This is a genomic window from Citrobacter sp. RHB35-C17 (assembly GCF_013816795.1).
Lineage (GTDB): Bacteria > Pseudomonadota > Gammaproteobacteria > Enterobacterales > Enterobacteriaceae > Citrobacter_A > Citrobacter_A amalonaticus.
This window is the reverse complement of record NZ_CP057150.1, coordinates 4,719,868-4,737,278: the sequence shown is the minus strand read 5'-3', so window position 1 is coordinate 4,737,278 and position 17,411 is coordinate 4,719,868. Positions and strand designations below refer to the sequence as shown.

17 protein-coding genes are annotated in these 17,411 nt (G+C 52.0%); 11 read left to right on the top strand and 6 right to left on the bottom strand.

The features are described from left to right. Positions 1–605 precede the first annotated feature (605 nt). From rpmH to HVZ37_RS22425, 10 genes are all read left to right on the top strand, one after another. Positions 606–746 carry a 50S ribosomal protein L34 gene (rpmH, locus tag HVZ37_RS22475; RefSeq protein ID WP_000831330.1) on the top strand — a complete coding sequence of 47 codons (141 nt, stop codon included), beginning with the start codon at positions 606–608 and terminating at the stop codon, positions 744–746. Positions 747–762: 16 nt separating this feature from the next. Then, positions 763–1,122 (top strand): ribonuclease P protein component, encoded by a 360-nt coding sequence (rnpA, locus tag HVZ37_RS22470; protein WP_000239725.1) that lies wholly within the window; start codon positions 763–765, stop codon positions 1,120–1,122. Further along, on the top strand, positions 1,086–1,343 hold the full coding sequence (gene yidD, locus HVZ37_RS22465; protein ID WP_003023846.1) for a membrane protein insertion efficiency factor YidD: 258 nt from the start codon (positions 1,086–1,088) through the stop codon (positions 1,341–1,343). Before rnpA ends, yidD begins: the two co-directional genes overlap by 37 nt. A 2-nt stretch (positions 1,344–1,345) precedes the next feature. Next, positions 1,346–2,992 (top strand): membrane protein insertase YidC, encoded by a 1,647-nt coding sequence (gene yidC / locus HVZ37_RS22460; protein WP_042323526.1) that lies wholly within the window; start codon positions 1,346–1,348, stop codon positions 2,990–2,992. 195 nt (positions 2,993–3,187) lie between these two features. Next, positions 3,188–4,552 (top strand): tRNA uridine-5-carboxymethylaminomethyl(34) synthesis GTPase MnmE, encoded by a 1,365-nt coding sequence (mnmE, locus tag HVZ37_RS22455; protein ID WP_042998736.1) that lies wholly within the window; start codon positions 3,188–3,190, stop codon positions 4,550–4,552. A gap of 67 nt (positions 4,553–4,619) precedes the next feature. Beyond that, positions 4,620–5,549 (top strand): haloacid dehalogenase-like hydrolase, encoded by a 930-nt coding sequence (locus HVZ37_RS22450; RefSeq protein ID WP_181627988.1) that lies wholly within the window; start codon positions 4,620–4,622, stop codon positions 5,547–5,549. A 462-nt stretch (positions 5,550–6,011) separates the two neighbouring features. Continuing rightward, on the top strand, positions 6,012–7,427 hold the full coding sequence (tnaA, locus tag HVZ37_RS22440) for a tryptophanase (RefSeq protein WP_042998738.1): 1,416 nt from the start codon (positions 6,012–6,014) through the stop codon (positions 7,425–7,427). Between the two features lie 110 nt (positions 7,428–7,537). Continuing rightward, positions 7,538–8,788 carry a low affinity tryptophan permease TnaB gene (gene tnaB / locus HVZ37_RS22435; protein WP_042998739.1) on the top strand — a complete coding sequence of 417 codons (1,251 nt, stop codon included), beginning with the start codon at positions 7,538–7,540 and terminating at the stop codon, positions 8,786–8,788. 268 nt (positions 8,789–9,056) lie between these two features. Then, a complete protein-coding gene (locus HVZ37_RS22430; protein ID WP_181627987.1) occupies positions 9,057–9,806 on the top strand; it encodes a 4'-phosphopantetheinyl transferase superfamily protein in 750 nt (249 codons plus the stop codon). 10 nt (positions 9,807–9,816) lie between these two features. Then, complete coding sequence (locus HVZ37_RS22425; protein ID WP_044268144.1) at positions 9,817–10,383, top strand: NADPH-dependent FMN reductase; 567 nt, start codon at positions 9,817–9,819, stop codon at positions 10,381–10,383. Positions 10,384–10,443: 60 nt separating this feature from the next. On the opposite strand, the gene adeP is transcribed toward HVZ37_RS22425, so the two are convergent. Next, positions 10,444–11,781, bottom strand: a complete 1,338-nt coding sequence (gene adeP, locus HVZ37_RS22420; RefSeq protein ID WP_042998744.1) for an adenine permease AdeP — start codon at positions 11,779–11,781, stop codon at positions 10,444–10,446. Between the two features lie 166 nt (positions 11,782–11,947). Here adeP and yieH point away from each other — a divergent pair, with 166 nt between their 5' ends. Continuing rightward, positions 11,948–12,613 carry a 6-phosphogluconate phosphatase gene (gene yieH, locus HVZ37_RS22415; RefSeq protein WP_042998745.1) on the top strand — a complete coding sequence of 222 codons (666 nt, stop codon included), beginning with the start codon at positions 11,948–11,950 and terminating at the stop codon, positions 12,611–12,613. Positions 12,614–12,695: 82 nt separating this feature from the next. On the opposite strand, the gene phoU is transcribed toward yieH, so the two are convergent. The 5 genes from phoU to pstS all read right to left on the bottom strand — a co-directional run bounded on the left by phoU (position 12,696) and on the right by pstS (position 17,399). After that, positions 12,696–13,421, bottom strand: coding sequence for a phosphate signaling complex protein PhoU (phoU, locus tag HVZ37_RS22410; RefSeq protein WP_042998746.1), 726 nt, complete (start codon positions 13,419–13,421; stop codon positions 12,696–12,698). A 24-nt stretch (positions 13,422–13,445) separates the two neighbouring features. Beyond that, entirely contained in the window at positions 13,446–14,219 is a 774-nt protein-coding gene (gene pstB / locus HVZ37_RS22405; RefSeq protein WP_042998747.1) for a phosphate ABC transporter ATP-binding protein PstB, read from the bottom strand. Between the two features lie 97 nt (positions 14,220–14,316). Then, entirely contained in the window at positions 14,317–15,207 is an 891-nt protein-coding gene (pstA, locus tag HVZ37_RS22400; RefSeq protein WP_042998748.1) for a phosphate ABC transporter permease PstA, read from the bottom strand. Further along, the gene (gene pstC, locus HVZ37_RS22395; protein ID WP_042323550.1) at positions 15,207–16,166 is read right to left on the bottom strand and encodes a phosphate ABC transporter permease PstC; all 960 of its coding nucleotides are present in this window, start codon (positions 16,164–16,166) and stop codon (positions 15,207–15,209) included. The genes pstA and pstC overlap by 1 nt, the downstream gene beginning before the upstream one ends. Positions 16,167–16,358: 192 nt before the next feature. Then, positions 16,359–17,399, bottom strand: a complete 1,041-nt coding sequence (gene pstS / locus HVZ37_RS22390) for a phosphate ABC transporter substrate-binding protein PstS (RefSeq protein WP_044268157.1) — start codon at positions 17,397–17,399, stop codon at positions 16,359–16,361. Between the last annotated feature and the right edge of the window lie 12 nt (positions 17,400–17,411).

The following is a 17,411-nucleotide window of genomic DNA, read 5'->3' as shown; positions in this document are numbered from 1 at the left end:
GGCGGACTCCACTCGAACAAAAGTCGATAAATGACAAAGGCTGAAACATTCATGATTGTTGACGCACGTCGGCTAGACCCTATGCAAAGGGTGACGTGCGAATTGCTATCTGCAATTTTAACCCGATCAGGATCCTTTGAAACGATCGGGACCGCGGATCATAGCGTAAACTGCGCAAGAGATCTTCTGTTTCTCACAGATTCTTCCCGATTTATCCACAGGCCTTCACAGGACCGGATAAGTGTAAACGATCCTGGAGAAGTGCTGCACGATTTCGCCCGCATATTGGAAAAATTAATGAGTAAAGACGCTATACTGCTAAAACGATCTCATAAAGATCCCGAGCGATCCTTGCGCTTTGTTCATCAGCCCGTATAATCTTTCCCCCGTCGCGCGATGCCCGTAACACGGTGTCAACGCTGCCTGTTTTTCACGCGAAAACGTGCGGAAATACGCGGGAAATAAGGAAAGAGAATTGACTCCGGAGTGTACAATTATTACAATCCGGCCTCTTTAATCACCCACGCTGAGGCGTTAGTCGTTCGAAACTCGTTCGGGTATACGCAAAAGTCAGTGAATTTATTCAAGTTTAGGTAGAAATCGCCATGAAACGCACTTTTCAACCGTCTGTACTGAAGCGCAACCGTTCTCACGGCTTCCGTGCTCGTATGGCTACTAAAAATGGTCGTCAGGTTCTGGCACGTCGTCGTGCTAAAGGCCGCGCTCGTCTGACCGTTTCCAAGTAATAAAGCTAACCCCTGAGTGGTTAAGCTCGCATTTCCCAGGGAGTTACGTTTGTTAACTCCCGCTCATTTCACTTTCGTCTTCCAGCAGCCACAACGGGCTGGCACGCCGCAAATCACCATCCTCGGCCGCCTGAATTCGCTGGGGCATCCCCGTATCGGTCTTACTGTCGCCAAGAAAAACGTTCGACGCGCGCATGAACGCAATCGGATTAAACGTCTGACGCGTGAAAGCTTTCGTCTGCGTCAACACGAATTGCCAGCAATGGACTTCGTAGTGGTGGCGAAAAAAGGGGTTGCCGACCTCGATAACCGTGCTCTCTCGGAAGCGTTGGAAAAATTATGGCGTCGCCATTGTCGCCTGGCTCGCGGGTCCTGATAGCCCTTATTCGGGTCTATCAACGCCTGATCAGTCCGCTGCTTGGGCCGCATTGCCGTTTCACTCCAACGTGTTCAAGCTACGGAATTGAGGCATTGCGCAGGTTTGGAGTGATAAAAGGCAGTTGGTTGACGGTGAAACGCGTATTAAAATGCCACCCTTTACACCCTGGTGGTGACGATCCCGTCCCGCCCGGACCATTTGATACCAGAGAACACTAACGATGGATTCGCAACGCAATCTTTTAGTCATCGCTTTGCTGTTCGTGTCTTTCATGATCTGGCAAGCCTGGGAGCAGGATAAAAATCCGCAACCTCAGACCCAACAGACCACGCAGACAACGACCACCGCAGCGGGTAGCGCCGCCGACCAGGGCGTACCGGCCAGTGGCCAGGGGAAACTGATTACGGTTAAGACTGACGTGCTTGATCTGACCATTAACACCCGTGGTGGTGATGTGGAACAGGCCCTGCTGCCAGCTTACCCGAAAGAACTCGGTTCCAGCGAACCGTTCCAACTGCTGGAAACCACGCCGCAGTTTATCTATCAGGCTCAGAGCGGTCTGACAGGTCGTGACGGCCCGGATAACCCGGCTAACGGCCCACGTCCGCTGTACAACGTCGAAAAAGACGCCTTTGTACTGGCTGATGGTCAGAACGAACTGCAGATCCCGATGACCTATACGGATGCCGCGGGTAACACCTTTACCAAAACGTTTGTCCTCAAACGTGGCGACTATGCGGTTAACGTTAACTACAGCGTGCAGAACGCCAGCGAGAAACCGCTGGAGATCTCCACCTTTGGTCAGCTGAAGCAATCCATCAATCTGCCGTCTCATCGCGACACCGGAAGCAGCAACTTCGCGCTGCATACTTTCCGTGGCGCTGCGTATTCCACGCCAGATGAGAAGTATGAAAAATACAAATTCGACACCATCGCGGATAACGAAAACCTGAACGTCAATGCGAAAGACGGTTGGGTGGCGATGCTGCAACAGTATTTTGCAACGGCATGGGTGCCACGTAACGACGGTACCAATAACTTCTATACCGCGAACCTGGGTAACGGCATTGCCGCTATCGGCTATAAATCTCAGCCGGTACTGGTTCAGCCGGGTCAGTCTGGCGCGATGACCAGCACCCTGTGGGTTGGCCCGGAAATTCAGGACAAAATGGCGGCCGTTGCACCGCACCTGGATCTGACCGTGGATTACGGTTGGTTGTGGTTCATCTCTCAGCCGCTGTTCAAACTGCTGAAATGGATCCATAGCTTTGTCGGTAACTGGGGCTTCTCCATTATCATCATCACCTTTATCGTTCGTGGCATCATGTACCCGCTGACTAAAGCGCAGTACACCTCCATGGCGAAGATGCGTATGCTGCAGCCGAAGATTCAGGCAATGCGTGAGCGTCTGGGCGATGACAAACAGCGTCAGAGCCAGGAAATGATGGCCCTGTACAAAGCTGAGAAGGTTAACCCGCTGGGCGGCTGCTTCCCGCTGATCATCCAGATGCCTATCTTCCTGGCGTTGTACTACATGCTGATGGGCTCCGTGGAACTGCGTCATGCGCCGTTCGCCCTGTGGATCCATGACTTGTCTGCACAGGACCCGTACTACATCCTGCCGATCCTGATGGGCGTAACGATGTTCTTCATCCAGAAGATGTCGCCGACCACCGTGACCGACCCGATGCAGCAGAAGATCATGACCTTTATGCCGGTCATCTTTACCGTGTTCTTCTTGTGGTTCCCGTCAGGTCTGGTGCTGTACTATATCGTCAGCAACCTGGTGACGATCATCCAGCAGCAGCTGATTTACCGTGGTCTGGAAAAACGTGGCCTGCATAGCCGCGAGAAGAAAAAGTCCTGATACTCTTCATTCTTCAAGCCGCAGGCGCGTTGGCTGCATTTGCTTGCCCCAGTCACTTACTTCAGTAAGCTCCTGGGGCTCACAAACTTGCCGCCTTCCTGCAACGTGAATTATTTCGAGTATTCACGGTAAAGTTAATGCCATAGAGAAGGCGGTCATTAGACCGCCTTTTTTACATTTACGAAGAGACATATCATGAGCCATAACGACACTATCGTCGCCCAGGCAACCCCACCGGGACGCGGTGGTGTAGGTATTCTGCGCATTTCCGGCCTGAAGGCGCGTGAGGTGGCCGAAGCTGTTCTGGGCAAGCTGCCCAAACCCCGTTACGCCGACTATCTGCCGTTTAAAGATGCCGACGGTACCGCGCTGGACCAGGGGATCGCCCTGTGGTTTCCCGGCCCGAACTCGTTTACAGGTGAGGATGTGCTGGAACTTCAGGGACACGGCGGCCCGGTCATTCTCGACCTGCTGTTAAAACGCATCCTGACGCTGCCCGGCCTACGCATTGCCCGCCCCGGCGAGTTCTCTGAGCGCGCGTTTCTCAACGATAAACTCGACTTAGCCCAGGCCGAAGCGATTGCCGACCTGATTGATGCCAGTTCTGAGCAGGCGGCTCGTTCAGCGTTGAACTCATTGCAGGGAGCGTTTTCCACCCGCGTAAACCATCTGGTGGAAGCACTCACTCACCTGCGCATCTACGTAGAAGCGGCCATCGACTTTCCGGATGAAGAGATCGACTTCCTGTCCGATGGCAAAATTGAAGCGCAATTGAATGGCGTGATTGCCGATCTCGATGCCGTTCGCGCTGAAGCGCGTCAGGGCAGCCTGCTGCGTGAAGGGATGAAGGTGGTCATTGCCGGACGCCCTAACGCCGGTAAATCAAGCCTCCTGAATGCGCTGGCGGGCCGTGAGGCGGCCATTGTCACCGACATCGCCGGTACCACGCGCGATGTGCTGCGTGAGCACATCCATATCGATGGTATGCCGCTGCACATTATCGATACCGCCGGTCTGCGTGAGGCCAGCGACGAAGTGGAGCGTATCGGTATCGAACGGGCCTGGCAGGAAATTGAGCAAGCGGATCGCGTGTTGTTTATGGTCGATGGCACTACCACGGATGCCGTTGACCCGGCTGACATCTGGCCGGACTTTATCGCCCGTTTACCGTCAAAACTGCCCATTACCGTGGTACGGAACAAAGCGGATATCACCGGCGAACCGCTGGGCATCAGCGAGGTGAATGGTCACTCACTGGTTCGTCTTTCGGCGCGCACCGGTGAAGGCGTGGACGTACTGCGCAACCATCTCAAACAGAGCATGGGTTTTGATACCAACATGGAAGGAGGCTTCCTGGCCCGTCGTCGTCACTTACAGGCGCTGGCCGACGCCGCTGAGCATCTCCAGCAGGGCAAGGCCCAACTGTTAGGTGCATGGGCCGGTGAGCTACTGGCTGAAGAGCTCCGTCTGGCGCAGCAAAGCTTAAGTGAGATCACCGGTGAGTTTACCTCCGACGATCTGCTGGGAAGAATTTTCTCCAGCTTCTGTATCGGTAAGTAATCCCGTAGCCCTGAATTAACTGACGGTTAATTCAGGGCATTATCGTTTTATAAGAGGGTCTCTTTTTATGGAACATAAACGTTTACTTGACTGTAGTGCTTCTGATTTCGTGTGCATGGACAAAACGGCGATGCTGTACGCAATCCGCGGCAGTGAAGGCCGCGTCCTGGTCAGTGAAACCATCGCCATTACCCAACCATTGCTCAATAACGTCACTAATGCCGAACTTGCCGCGTCGCAGGGGGCGGACATTCTGCTGATCAACATGTTCGATAGCGAAGCACCGCTAATCCAGGGAATGCCTGCCGGTACTGCACCGGATCAGACGTTGCATGAACTGCAGCGCCTGACCGGACGCATCATAGGCGTCAACCTTGAGGCCGTCGATCCTGAATTTGCCAGTGCGCATGATGACATCTGGAAGATGAAACCAGGCCGTGCCGCAACCGCAGAGAATGCTCGCAAACTGGTAGAAATGGGAGCGAAGATCCTGGTACTGACGGGAAATCCCAACAACGGCGTTAGCAATCTCGCTCTGGGAAAAGCGGTGAAAACGATTCGTGAGGCCGTTGGCGACAAGGCCATTATCATCACCGGTAAAATGCACGGCGCAGGGATTGTGCGGGAAAGCGGCAGCGCAATTATCAGTGAAAGTGACGTCGCCGCCTTTGCCGGACAGGGCGCAGATATCGTGCTTATTCCAGCACCAGGAACAGTACCGGGTATGAGCCAGCAAAAAGTAGAGTCGCTGATCGCGTGTGCACACGCGCACGGTGCGCTGGCAATGACGGCAATCGGCACCTCTCAGGAGGGCGCAGACGTCAGTACAATTCGCCAGATAGCCCTGATGAGTAAAATGGCAGGGGCGGATCTCCATCATATTGGCGATACTGGCTATATGGGAATGGCGTTGCCGGAAAATATACTGGCCTACAGCGTGGCGATTCGTGGCGTCAGACATACTTATACACGTATTGCCCGTTCGGTAAATCGCTAGCGGAATATTGTATTTTCTTGAATGATCCTTAATTAATTAAATGTTAATTTAACTGTGATTTTTATCACAGTTAAATTATTCTCTCATAGACAAATATTTTCATTGCCATAATGTAGCACTGTGTCTACAGAGGATAACTCAATCATGATTATCTTACATGCATACATCATTTCAAAATGGTTTAATGTTGACAATAAAATTGTCAATCATCACCCTTAAATTTCCCTGCCTTTATTTTGCCAGAACATAGGCTATTCGTAGTCTGTTCATTTGGCACATCTCAAACATAGCTCAATTTCTCATTGTGGTTGCATATCGCAACGCCACGTATGCCTGTTCGTTTTTTAAAACGAAAATACAGTCATGACTGGAATAAATGAGAGATGAATTATGCCGGGTATATTTATACCCGCGTGCAGACGTATTGAGTCAATACAGTGAAATAAATTAAAGGATTATGTCATGGATAACTTTAAACATTTACCAGAACCCTTCCGTATTCGTGTTATTGAACCGGTAAAACGTACAACGAGAGAACATCGGAATAACGCAATTATTAAATCCGGGATGAACCCTTTCCTGCTGGATAGTGAAGATGTCTTTATTGATCTGCTGACCGACAGCGGTACTGGCGCAGTGACACAGAATATGCAAGCAGCCATGCTACGTGGGGATGAAGCCTACAGCGGCAGCCGTAGCTATTATGCGTTATCTGAAGCAGTGAAAAACATTTTTGGTTATCAATATACAATTCCAACGCACCAGGGCCGCGGTGCAGAACAAATTTATATTCCGGTTCTCATCAAAAAACGTGAGCAGGAAAAAGGGTTAGACAGAAGTAAGATGGCGGTTTTCTCCAACTACTTCTTCGATACCACTCAGGGACACAGCCAAATCAACGGCTGCGCCGTGCGTAACGTGTACATCAAAGAGGCATTTGATACTGGTGTTCGTTATGACTTTAAGGGAAATTTCGATCTCGATGGATTAGAGCGCGGCATTCAGGAAGTCGGCCCCAACAACGTTCCGTATATTGTGGCGACCATTACCAGTAACTCTGCAGGCGGGCAACCGGTTTCATTAGCCAACCTGAAGGCCATGTATAATATCGCTAAAAAATATGACATTCCGGTAGTCATGGACTCCGCGCGCTTTGCCGAGAATGCGTATTTTATCCAGAAACGCGAAGCAGAATACCGGGACTGGAGCATCGAAGAAATTACCCGCGAGACTTACAAATATGCCGATATGTTGGCAATGTCCGCGAAAAAAGATGCGATGGTGCCAATGGGCGGCTTACTGTGCATTAAAGACGACACCTATTTTGACGTCTATACCGAGTGCAGAACCCTGTGCGTCGTACAGGAAGGCTTCCCGACATACGGTGGTCTGGAAGGCGGGGCAATGGAGCGTCTTGCGGTGGGTCTGGTGGATGGTATGAACCAGGACTGGCTGGCCTATCGTATCGCGCAAGTGCAATATTTAGTCGATGGCCTCGAGGCGATTGGCGTCACTTGCCAACAAGCTGGCGGCCACGCGGCCTTTGTCGATGCGGGTAAATTATTGCCGCACATTCCGGCAGAACAGTTCCCGGCTCAGGCTCTCGCTTGCGAACTCTATAAAGTGGCCGGTATCCGCGCCGTTGAGATTGGTTCATTCTTATTAGGCAGAGATCCTAAAACCGGTAAGCAATTACCTTGCCCGGCCGAGCTTCTGCGTCTAACCATCCCAAGAGCAACGTATACGCAATCTCATATGGACTTCATTATTGAAGCCTTTGAACACGTCAAAGAAAACGCGATGAATATTAAAGGGTTGACCTTCACCTACGAACCGAAAGTATTACGTCACTTCACCGCTAAACTGAAAGAAGTTTAATTATAAGCATCAGGGGGGTTATACGATGTAACCCCCCAGCGATAAATCCACTTCCTTTATATTGTTGCATAATTAAAACCTTATAGGTTCACTATAATTAATGAGGCATCATGGAAGAAAATTCGAATGCTAAACACTCCTCCTTTTGGGGGATTATGGTCATAGCCGGTACGGTGATTGGTGGGGGGATGTTTGCTCTCCCCGTTGATTTGTCCGGCGCGTGGTTTTTTTGGGGGGCGTTTATTTTAATAATCGCCTGGTTTTCAATGATGCATTCCGGACTCCTGTTATTAGAGGCAAATTTAAATTACCCCGTTGGATCCAGTTTTAATACCATTACTAAAGATCTTATTGGCAACAAATGGAACATTGTGAGTGGATTTACCGTTGCCTTTGTTCTCTACATTCTCACGTATGCCTATATTTCTGCTAATGGTGCCATCATTAGCGAAACGATCTCCATGAATATGGGATATCGCGTTAACCCCCGAATTGTTGGAATCTGTACTGCCATTTTTGTCGCCAGCGTGTTGTGGATCAGTTCACTGGCAGCAAGTCGAATTACCTCCTTGTTCCTCGGGATTAAAATCATCTCTTTTATTATCGTTTTTGGGTCATTCTTCTTCCAGGTCGATTTTTCTATACTGCGGGATACGGCAGGCCAGGCTCAAAACAACGTCTCTTACTTCCCCTATATTTTTATGGCATTACCGGTATGCCTGGCTTCATTTGGCTTTCACGGAAACATTCCCAGTCTGATCATCTGCTATGGCAAAAGAAAAGATAAATTAATTAAAAGCATTGTCTTTGGTTCTTTGCTGGCGCTGGTGATTTATCTGTTCTGGTTGTATTGCACCATGGGTAACATTACACGGGAAAGCTTCAGTGAGATCATTGCGTCGGGCGGTAATGTTGATTCATTAGTAAAATCATTTCTCGGCACCAGGCAAACCGGAATCATCGAATTTTGTCTGCTGGTTTTTTCAAACCTGGCCGTCGCCAGTTCCTTTTTTGGTGTGACTCTGGGGCTATTTGATTATCTTGCGGATCTGTTCAAATTCGACAATTCGGCAGTGGGACGTTTTAAAACCGTCTTGTTAACCTTCCTGCCTCCGGCGCTTTTATACTTAATCTTCCCGAACGGTTTTATCTATGGCATCGGCGGCGCAGGGCTGTGCGCAACGATATGGGCCGTGATCATCCCTGCGGTACTGGCCCTGAAAGCCCGCCAGAAGTTCCCCAATAAAATGTTTACCGTCTGGGGCGGTGTCTTTATCCCGACTATCGTGATCCTGTTCGGCGTAGCGGTTATTGTTTGCTGGTTCGGCAACGTCTTCAACCTGTTACCCCGATTCAGTTAAATTGCTGTTCCTCCATGCTGACATGCCGCCTCATTCAGGGCGGCATGTCAGTCAGGAATTCACTGTTGTCTAAATGGCAATTCGCCTTCTTCCCTGGGAGACCATCAAACAACCTCTCCTGACGCAAAAACAGCCAATCCGTACCAGGAAATGTAAATGCGCGTAAGGGAGGCTGATTCATTCGTACTTTTTGGCTATTTACTCTGTCTATAAACCGAGTAAATGTTACTCTCGTCATTATCACCGACCATTAATCATGGAGAGAAAAATGGCGACCCATTTTGCCAGAGGGATCCTGACGGAAGGACACTTGATTTCGATGCGCCTTCCGTCATCCTGCCATCATGAAGTACGAAGACTCCCCACACATCGCCAGACCCGTTTTCTGGCATCCCGAGGACTTCTCGCCGAGCTGATGTTTATGCTGTATGGCACGCTCGAGTTACCGGAAATCGTATACAAAGCCAAAGGCAAACCGGCATTTCGCGATAAAAATCTACCCAGCTTTTCCATCGCCTATGCCGGTAATATGGTCGGTGTTGCGCTGACAACCGAAGGGGAATGCGGACTGGATATGGAACTCCAGCGCGCCCCCCGTGGATTTATTAGCCCCCATACCGCCGACGTCCCGACCTTCTCCAGCAACGAAAGCCTGTGGATCAGCAAGCAAAACGATCCGGACGAAGCGCGCGCGCAGATGATCACCTTACGCCAGAGTGTCCTGAAACTGACGGGTGACGTCCGCAACAACGATCCGCATGAGCTGCAATTGCTGCCAGTCTCCGGGCGTCTGAAATGTGCCAGTGTTGCTCAGATTGAGGCTATTTGCGATGCCGAAGACCTGCTGGTGTGGTCGGTTGCGGTTACGCCAGCCATTGATAAACTTCAACTTTGGGAGTTTGATGTTAAGCAGGGCTGGAAAAGCCTGCCTGATATCCAGACCCGCGCGAATGCGCCGACGGGTCGTCTGATGCGATTCGCGCAATTATCTGCCGCGACGTCTTATACGCACAACTGATGGAGTTACCATGTCTGAAACGTTGAATGTTGTTACGTTACTGGGAAGCCTGCGCAAAGGTTCGTTTAACGGTATGGTTGCCCGTACGCTGCCGAAAATCGCCCCGGCGGGTATGAAAGTCAGTGCGTTACCGTCTATCGGTGATATCCCGCTTTACGATGCTGACGTGCAGCAGGAAGAGGGGTTTCCGGCAAGCGTCGACGCGCTGGCTGAGCAAATTCGCCAGGCTGATGGCGTGGTTATCGTTACGCCGGAATATAACTATTCGGTACCGGGTGGTCTGAAGAACGCCATCGACTGGCTGTCACGCCTGCCCGATCAGCCGCTTTCAGGCAAACCGGTGCTCATCCAGACCAGCTCGATGGGGGCGATTGGCGGCGCGCGCTGCCAGTATCATCTGCGTCAGATCCTGGTTTTCCTGGATGCCATGGTCATGAACAAGCCGGAATTTATGGGTGGCGTGATACAGAACAAAGTAGACCCGCAGACGGGTGAAGTGATTGACCAGAGTACGCTGGACCATCTAACCGGCCAGCTCACCGCGTTTGGTGACTACATCCAGCGCGTGAAGGCGTAAGCCAGAAACAAAAAACCCGGTAGCGTGATGCTTACCGGGTTTTTTTATGTCCTGACGGACTTAGTGCGCGTCGATAAACACAATCTTCAGCACAAACAGCAGCGCCACAACGACCACGCACGGGCTCAGCTCACGCAGACGACCGGTACCGATTTTCATCACACAGTAAGAGATAAAGCCCAGCGCGATCCCTTCGGTAATCGAGAAGCTGAACGGCATCATCACGGCAGTGATAAACGCCGGTACAGATTCAGTGAGATCGTCCCACTTCACGCGCGCCAGACTGGACGTCATTAACACGCCGACGTAAATCAGCGCGCCTGCAGCCGCATAGCCCGGTACCATTCCAGCCAACGGAGAAAGGAAGATCACCAGCAAGAACAGCAGACCAACCACCACCGCGGTCAGGCCAGTACGCCCCCCAACAGAAACGCCGGAAGAGGACTCGATATAAGCAGTGACGGAAGACGTACCAATAAATGCCCCGGTCACAGAGGAGACGCTATCGACAAACAGCGCCTGCTTCATGCGCGGAAATTTCCCTTTTTCATCCGCCAGACCGGCTTTATCAGTTACGCCGATCAATGTGCCGGAGGAGTCAAACAGGTTAACCAGCATGAAGGAGAAAATCACCCCAGCCAGACCAATGTTAAACGACCCCGCCAGATCGACATGCCCAATCACCGACGAGACGCTCGGCGGCGCAGAGACAATGCCGTTATAGTGCACATCACCCAGCATCCAGCCCAACAGCGTAGTGACGATGATGGATACCAGCACGGCGGCGTGAATATTACGTGACGCCAGGATAGCGATGATAAAGAAACCGAGCACGCCCAGCAGGACGCTATGGGAGGTCAGATTACCAATGCTGACCAGCGTTTCCGGATTCGCAACGATGACACCCGCGTTTTTAAGCCCCATCATACCGATGAATAGACCGATACCGCTGGTGATCCCCACGCGCAGACTGACCGGGATATTGGCAATCATCCAGTAACGCACGCGGAAAATAGTCAGCAGCAGCAGACCGACGGCGCCCCAGAAAATCGCCCCCATACCGACCTGCCACGACAGGCCCATCGCGCCAACCACAACGAAGGCAAAGAACGCATTCAGCCCCATCGCGGGCGCCAGTGCCACCGGCAGGTTAGCGAACAGCCCCATCAGAATGCTGCCGAACGCGGCAATCAGACAGGTGGTCACGAAGACGGCGCTGGTGTCCATGCCAGCAACGCCCAGAATTTGCGGGTTAACAAAAACGATGTAAACCATCGTCAGGAAGGTGGTAAAACCGGCGATCACTTCGGTTCGTGCCGTTGTGCCATGTTCGCGCAGTTTGAACACGCGTTCCAGCATCCCCTGACCAGACGTCTGGGTTGTGTGTTGTTGACTCATTATCAATTTCCAAACAAGGAGGGAAAATTCGTCGCTATCCTATACCAAAATGCGACAATAGGGGGTGATTGTGTGAGGTTTTTTTCATTGAATTTGCTTATACGGCAACGATTGCGTTGCACAATCAGGCAGTACGTAAACGTTAAACTAGTGAAAAGGGAAAGGCATGTCCGGAATTGAAGCGGTATTTTTTGACTGTGACGGTACGCTGGTCGACAGTGAAGTGATCTGTTCCCGCGCGTACGTCGCAATGTTCCAGGAATTCGGTATCACCCTCGATCTTGAAGAAACTTTTAAACGCTTTAAGGGCGTAAAACTCTACGAAATCATTGATATCATTAACGAGGAGCATGGGGTGACGTTGGCCAAAGCCGACTTAGAACCCGTCTACCGCGCCGAGGTCGCACGCCTGTTCGACTCGGAACTGGAAGTGATCCCTGGTGCGAATACCTTGCTGGACAGCATGACGGTGCCGATGTGCGTGGTCTCTAACGGTCCGGTCAGCAAAATGCAACACTCGCTGGGTAAGCTGGGCATGCTGCATCATTTCCCGGACAAACTGTACAGCGGCTACGATATTCAACGCTGGAAGCCCGATCCGGCGCTGATGTTCCACGCAGCAAAAGCGATGAACGTCAACGCACAGAACTGTATTCTGGTCGATGACTCTTCCGCTGGCGCGCAGTCGGGGATTGATGCGGGAATGGAAGTGTTCTACTTCTGTGCCGATCCGCACAACAAGCCTATCGAACATCCCAAAGTGACGACTTTTACCGATTTGGCACAGTTGCCGGCGTTGTGGAAAGCACGCGGCTGGAATATTACCCGGTAATTTTTGTAGGCCCGGTAAGCTTGCGCCACCGGGCAATTGCCGGATGGCGCTAACGCTTATCCGGCCTATTTTCTACGTTTTATCACTCTTTTGGATCTTTACCCGCCAGCAGCTTATCCAGTTCATCACCGCCTACGTGACGGAAATCCTGGCCCTTCACGAAGTAGAAGATGTATTCGCAGATATTCTGGCAGCGGTCGCCGATACGCTCGATAGAGCGTGCACAGAATAACGCAGTCAGTACACTGGGAATCGTACGCGAATCTTCCATCATATAGGTCATCAGCTGACGCACAATCCCTTCGTATTCCTGGTCCACTTTCTTGTCTTCACGGTAGATACGCACTGCTTCATCCAGATCCATCCGCGCAAACGCATCCAGCACGTCGTGCAGCATCTGTATGGTGTGACGCCCCAGTGACTCCAGGCTCACCAGCAGCGGCTGATGCTGCTGGGAGAACTTCTCCAGCGCGGTACGACAGATTTTATCCGCCACGTCGCCAATACGTTCCAGTTCGGCGATGGTTTTGATGATCGCCATCACCAGACGCAGATCGCTCGCCGTCGGCTGGCGCTTGGCGATGATGCGAACACAGGCTTCATCAATCGCCACTTCCATCATATTGACGTGCTTATCGCCATCAACAACGCGTTTCGCCAGCTCGCTGTCCTGATTGTGCATCGCGGTGATGGCATCAGAAAGTTGCTGCTCGACCATGCCGCCCATCGTCATTACCTGAGTGCGGATACTTTCCAGTTCGGCGTTGAACTGACCGGAAATGTGTTTATTAAGGTTTAAATTGTCCATCATTTCTCCAGATGCCCGGGCATATCAACCGTAGCGGCCAGTAATGTAATCTTCGGTTTGTTTCTTCGCGGGCTTGGTGAACAGGTCGTCCGTGTTGCTGAACTCAATCAACTCGCCCAGGTACATAAACGCCGTATGATCGGAACAACGCGCAGCCTGCTGCATGTTGTGGGTCACGATCACCACGGTGTAATCCTGTTTCAGCTCGGTAATCAGCTCTTCGATACGACCGGTTGAGATCGGATCCAGTGCTGAGCACGGCTCATCCAACAGCAAGACTTCCGGGCGAATGGCGATACCTCGCGCGATGCACAGACGCTGCTGCTGACCACCGGAGAGAGAATATCCGCTCTGGTGCAATTTATCTTTGGTTTCATTCCATAGTGCGGCCTTGGTCAACGCCCACTGCACACGCTCGTCCATATCTGCCCGGGACAGCTTCTCAAACAGACGCACGCCAAAGGCGATGTTGTCGTAGATAGACATCGGGAACGGCGTCGGCTTCTGGAACACCATCCCGACTTTGGCACGCAGCAGGGCGATATCCTGGGTATTGGTGAGAATATTGTCACCATCGAGCAGAATTTCACCTTCCGCACGCTGTTCCGGGTAGAGTTCAAACATTTTGTTGAACGTACGCAACAGCGTCGATTTACCGCAGCCAGAAGGCCCGATGAATGCCGTTACCTGGTTCTTTGCAATATCCAGGTTGATGTTCTTCAGGGCATGGAATTTGCCGTAGTAGAAGTTCAAATCACGAACCTGAATCTTACCCGGAGCAGTATCAACCATACTCATTTTACTCTTTTCCTTATCATGCCTGATGGCGCTTCGCTTATCAGGCCTACAACAAATAGGTTCAACCGTAGGCCGCACGCCGCCATCCGGCAACGTGTTAACCGTGTTTGCTCTTGGCGAAAATTACGCGCGCCAGAATGTTCAGCAGCAATACACACAGCGTGATAATCAGCACCCCGGCCCACGCCAGTTGCTGCCATTCCGCAAACGGGCTCATCGCAAATTTAAAGATGGTGACCGGCAGGTTGGCGATCGGCTGCATCATGTCGGTACTCCAGAACTGATTGGAGAGCGCGGTAAACAGCAGCGGAGCGGTTTCACCTGCGATACGCGCAATCGCCAGCAGGATACCGGTCATGATCCCGGAGACAGACGCTTTCAGCGTAATCGCGGAGATCATTTTCCACTTCGGCGTCCCCAGCGCATAAGCCGCTTCACGCAGACTATCCGGCACCAGCTTCAACATGTTTTCGGTGGTTCGAATCACGATAGGCACCTGCAGCAGCGCTAGCGCAATCACGCCCGCCCAACCGGAGAAGTGCTCCATCTGCGCCACCACAATGGTGTACACGAACAGACCAACCACAATAGACGGGGCGGAAAGCAGAATGTCATTGATGAAGCGAATCACTTCCGCCAGCCAGGATTTGCGACCATATTCCGCCAGATAAATCCCGGCCATGATGCCCAGCGGCGTACCAAACACGGTTGCCCAGAGGATCAACAGACCACTGCCCGCCAGGGCGTTCGCCAGACCACCACCCGCCGTGTTCGGCGGCGGCGTCATTTCGGTGAACAGCGCCAGCGACATCCCGTCGATACCACGGGAAATGGTGGACATCAGGATCCAGACGAGCCAGAACAGACCAAACGCCATCGTCGCCATAGAAAGCGTCAGGGCGATACGGTTTTTCATCCGGCGCTTAGCCTGCATTTTGCGGCGGGATTCCGCCAGTTCCGCGCTGGTTTGCATTTCAAGCGTAGCCATTAGCGTGCCCCCTCGTTCTTCGCAAGGCGCAAAATCATAAACTTAGACGCTGCCAGCACGATGAAGGTAATCACGAACAGAATCAGACCCAGTTCCATCAACGCCGCAACGTGCAGGCCAGACTCCGCTTCCGCAAATTCATTCGCCAGCGCCGAGGTGATGCTGTTACCCGGCATATACAGCGATGCGCTGTCGAGCTGGTAGGTGTTGCCGATGATGAAGGTCACCGCCATCGTTTCACCCAATGCTCGTCCCAAACCCAGCATGATGCCGCCAATTACCCCATTTTTGGTGAACGGCAACACGATGCGCCAGATAACCTCCCAGGTGGTACAGCCGATACCGTAGGCAGACTCTTTCATCATCACCGGCGTCTGTTCAAATACATCACGCATTACAGCTGCAATGTAAGGGATGATCATGATGGCGAGGATCACGCCAGCCGCCAGAATACCGATACCAAACGCCGGGCCGGAGAACAGCGCGCCAACAAACGGAATGTTGGAAAGGATATTACCGACCGGTTCCTGAAAATAAGTGGCAAACAGTGGAGCAAAGATAAACAGGCCCCACATGCCGTAGACGATACTCGGGATCGCCGCCAGCAGTTCAATCGCAATCCCCAGCGGACGACGCAGCCAGCCCGGCGCGAGTTCGGTCAGAAACAGGGCAATGCCGAAGCTCACCGGAACGGCGATCAGCAGTGCGATAAAAGAGGTGACCAGCGTACCGTAGATCGGTACCAGCGCCCCGTAGATATCGTTTGGCGCGTCCCAGTCTTTGGTCCACAGGAAAGAGAAACCAAATTTCTCAATGCTGGGCCAGGAGGAGATGATCAGAGAGACAATAATGCCACCCAACATCAATAGCACAATCAGCGCAGCCAGTTTTACCAGCGCGCTGAAGATTTTGTCACCCTTTTTACCCGGTGGGTTAAAAGCAGGCTTGGTTGCAGCCATAAATCACTCTTTAAGTTTGGGCCAGGAAGCGCGCATTTTATCGCGCTTCCTGGCTAACGTAATGCCATACCCTAAATAATTCGAGTTGCAGCAAGGCGGCAAGCTTGTGAATCCCCAGGAGCATAGATTCACTATGTGACTGGGGTGAACAAACGCAGCCAACGCAGCTGCGGCTCGAAGTATGACAGGTATTTAGTACAGCGCTTTACCGCTGCTGTCTTTCACATTGGTCTTCCATGCTGCACGGATCTGCTCTACCACGCTGTCCGGCAGGCTGGCGTAATCCAGGTCATTAGCCTGTTTGCCGCCATTTTTGTATGCCCAGTCGAAGAATTTCAGCACTTCAGCACCCTGCTCAGGTTTCTTCTGCTCTTTATGAATCAGAATAAAGGTGGTGGAGGTAATCGGCCACGCATCATCACCTTTCTGGTTCGTCAGATCCTGTGCGAAGGATTTACTCCAGTCAGCGCCTTTCGCGGCGTTAGCGAAGTTCTCTTCAGTCGGGCTAACCGGTTTACCGTCAGCAGAAACCAGCTTGGTGTATGCCAGGTTGTTCTGCTTAGCGTAAGCGTATTCAACGTAGCCGATGGAACCTGGCAGACGCTGTACGAACGCGGCGATACCGTCGTTACCCTTACCGCCCAGACCGGTTGGCCAGTTAACGGTAGAGCCAGCGCCCACTTTGGTTTTCCACTCTTCGTTCACTTTCGCCAGATAGCTGGTGAAGACGAAGGAGGTACCAGAACCATCGGCACGACGCACAACGGCGATGTTCTGAGAAGGCAGTTTCACGCCTGGGTTCAGTTTGGTGATGGCTTCATCATCCCACTTCTTGATTTTACCCAGGTAGATGTCACCCAGCGTTTTACCATCCAGCACCAGTTCGCCAGACTTCAGACCAGGGATGTTCACCGCCAGTACCACGCCGCCAATCACGGTCGGGAACTGGAACAGGCCTTCCTGATTCAGTTTTTCGTCAGACAGCGGCGCATCAGAGGCACCGAAATCAACAGTATTCGCTGTAATTTGTTTAACACCACCGGAGGAGCCGATACCCTGGTAGTTAACTTTACTACCGGTCTCTTTCTGATAAGTATCAGCCCATTTGGCATACACCGGCGCAGGAAAAGTTGCACCTGCGCCTGTCAGACTTGCTGCTGCTAATGCAGAGAAAGCGCTCATAGATAAGGTCGCGGCGACAACAGTTGCGACAGTGGTACGCATAACTTTCATAATGTCTCCTGC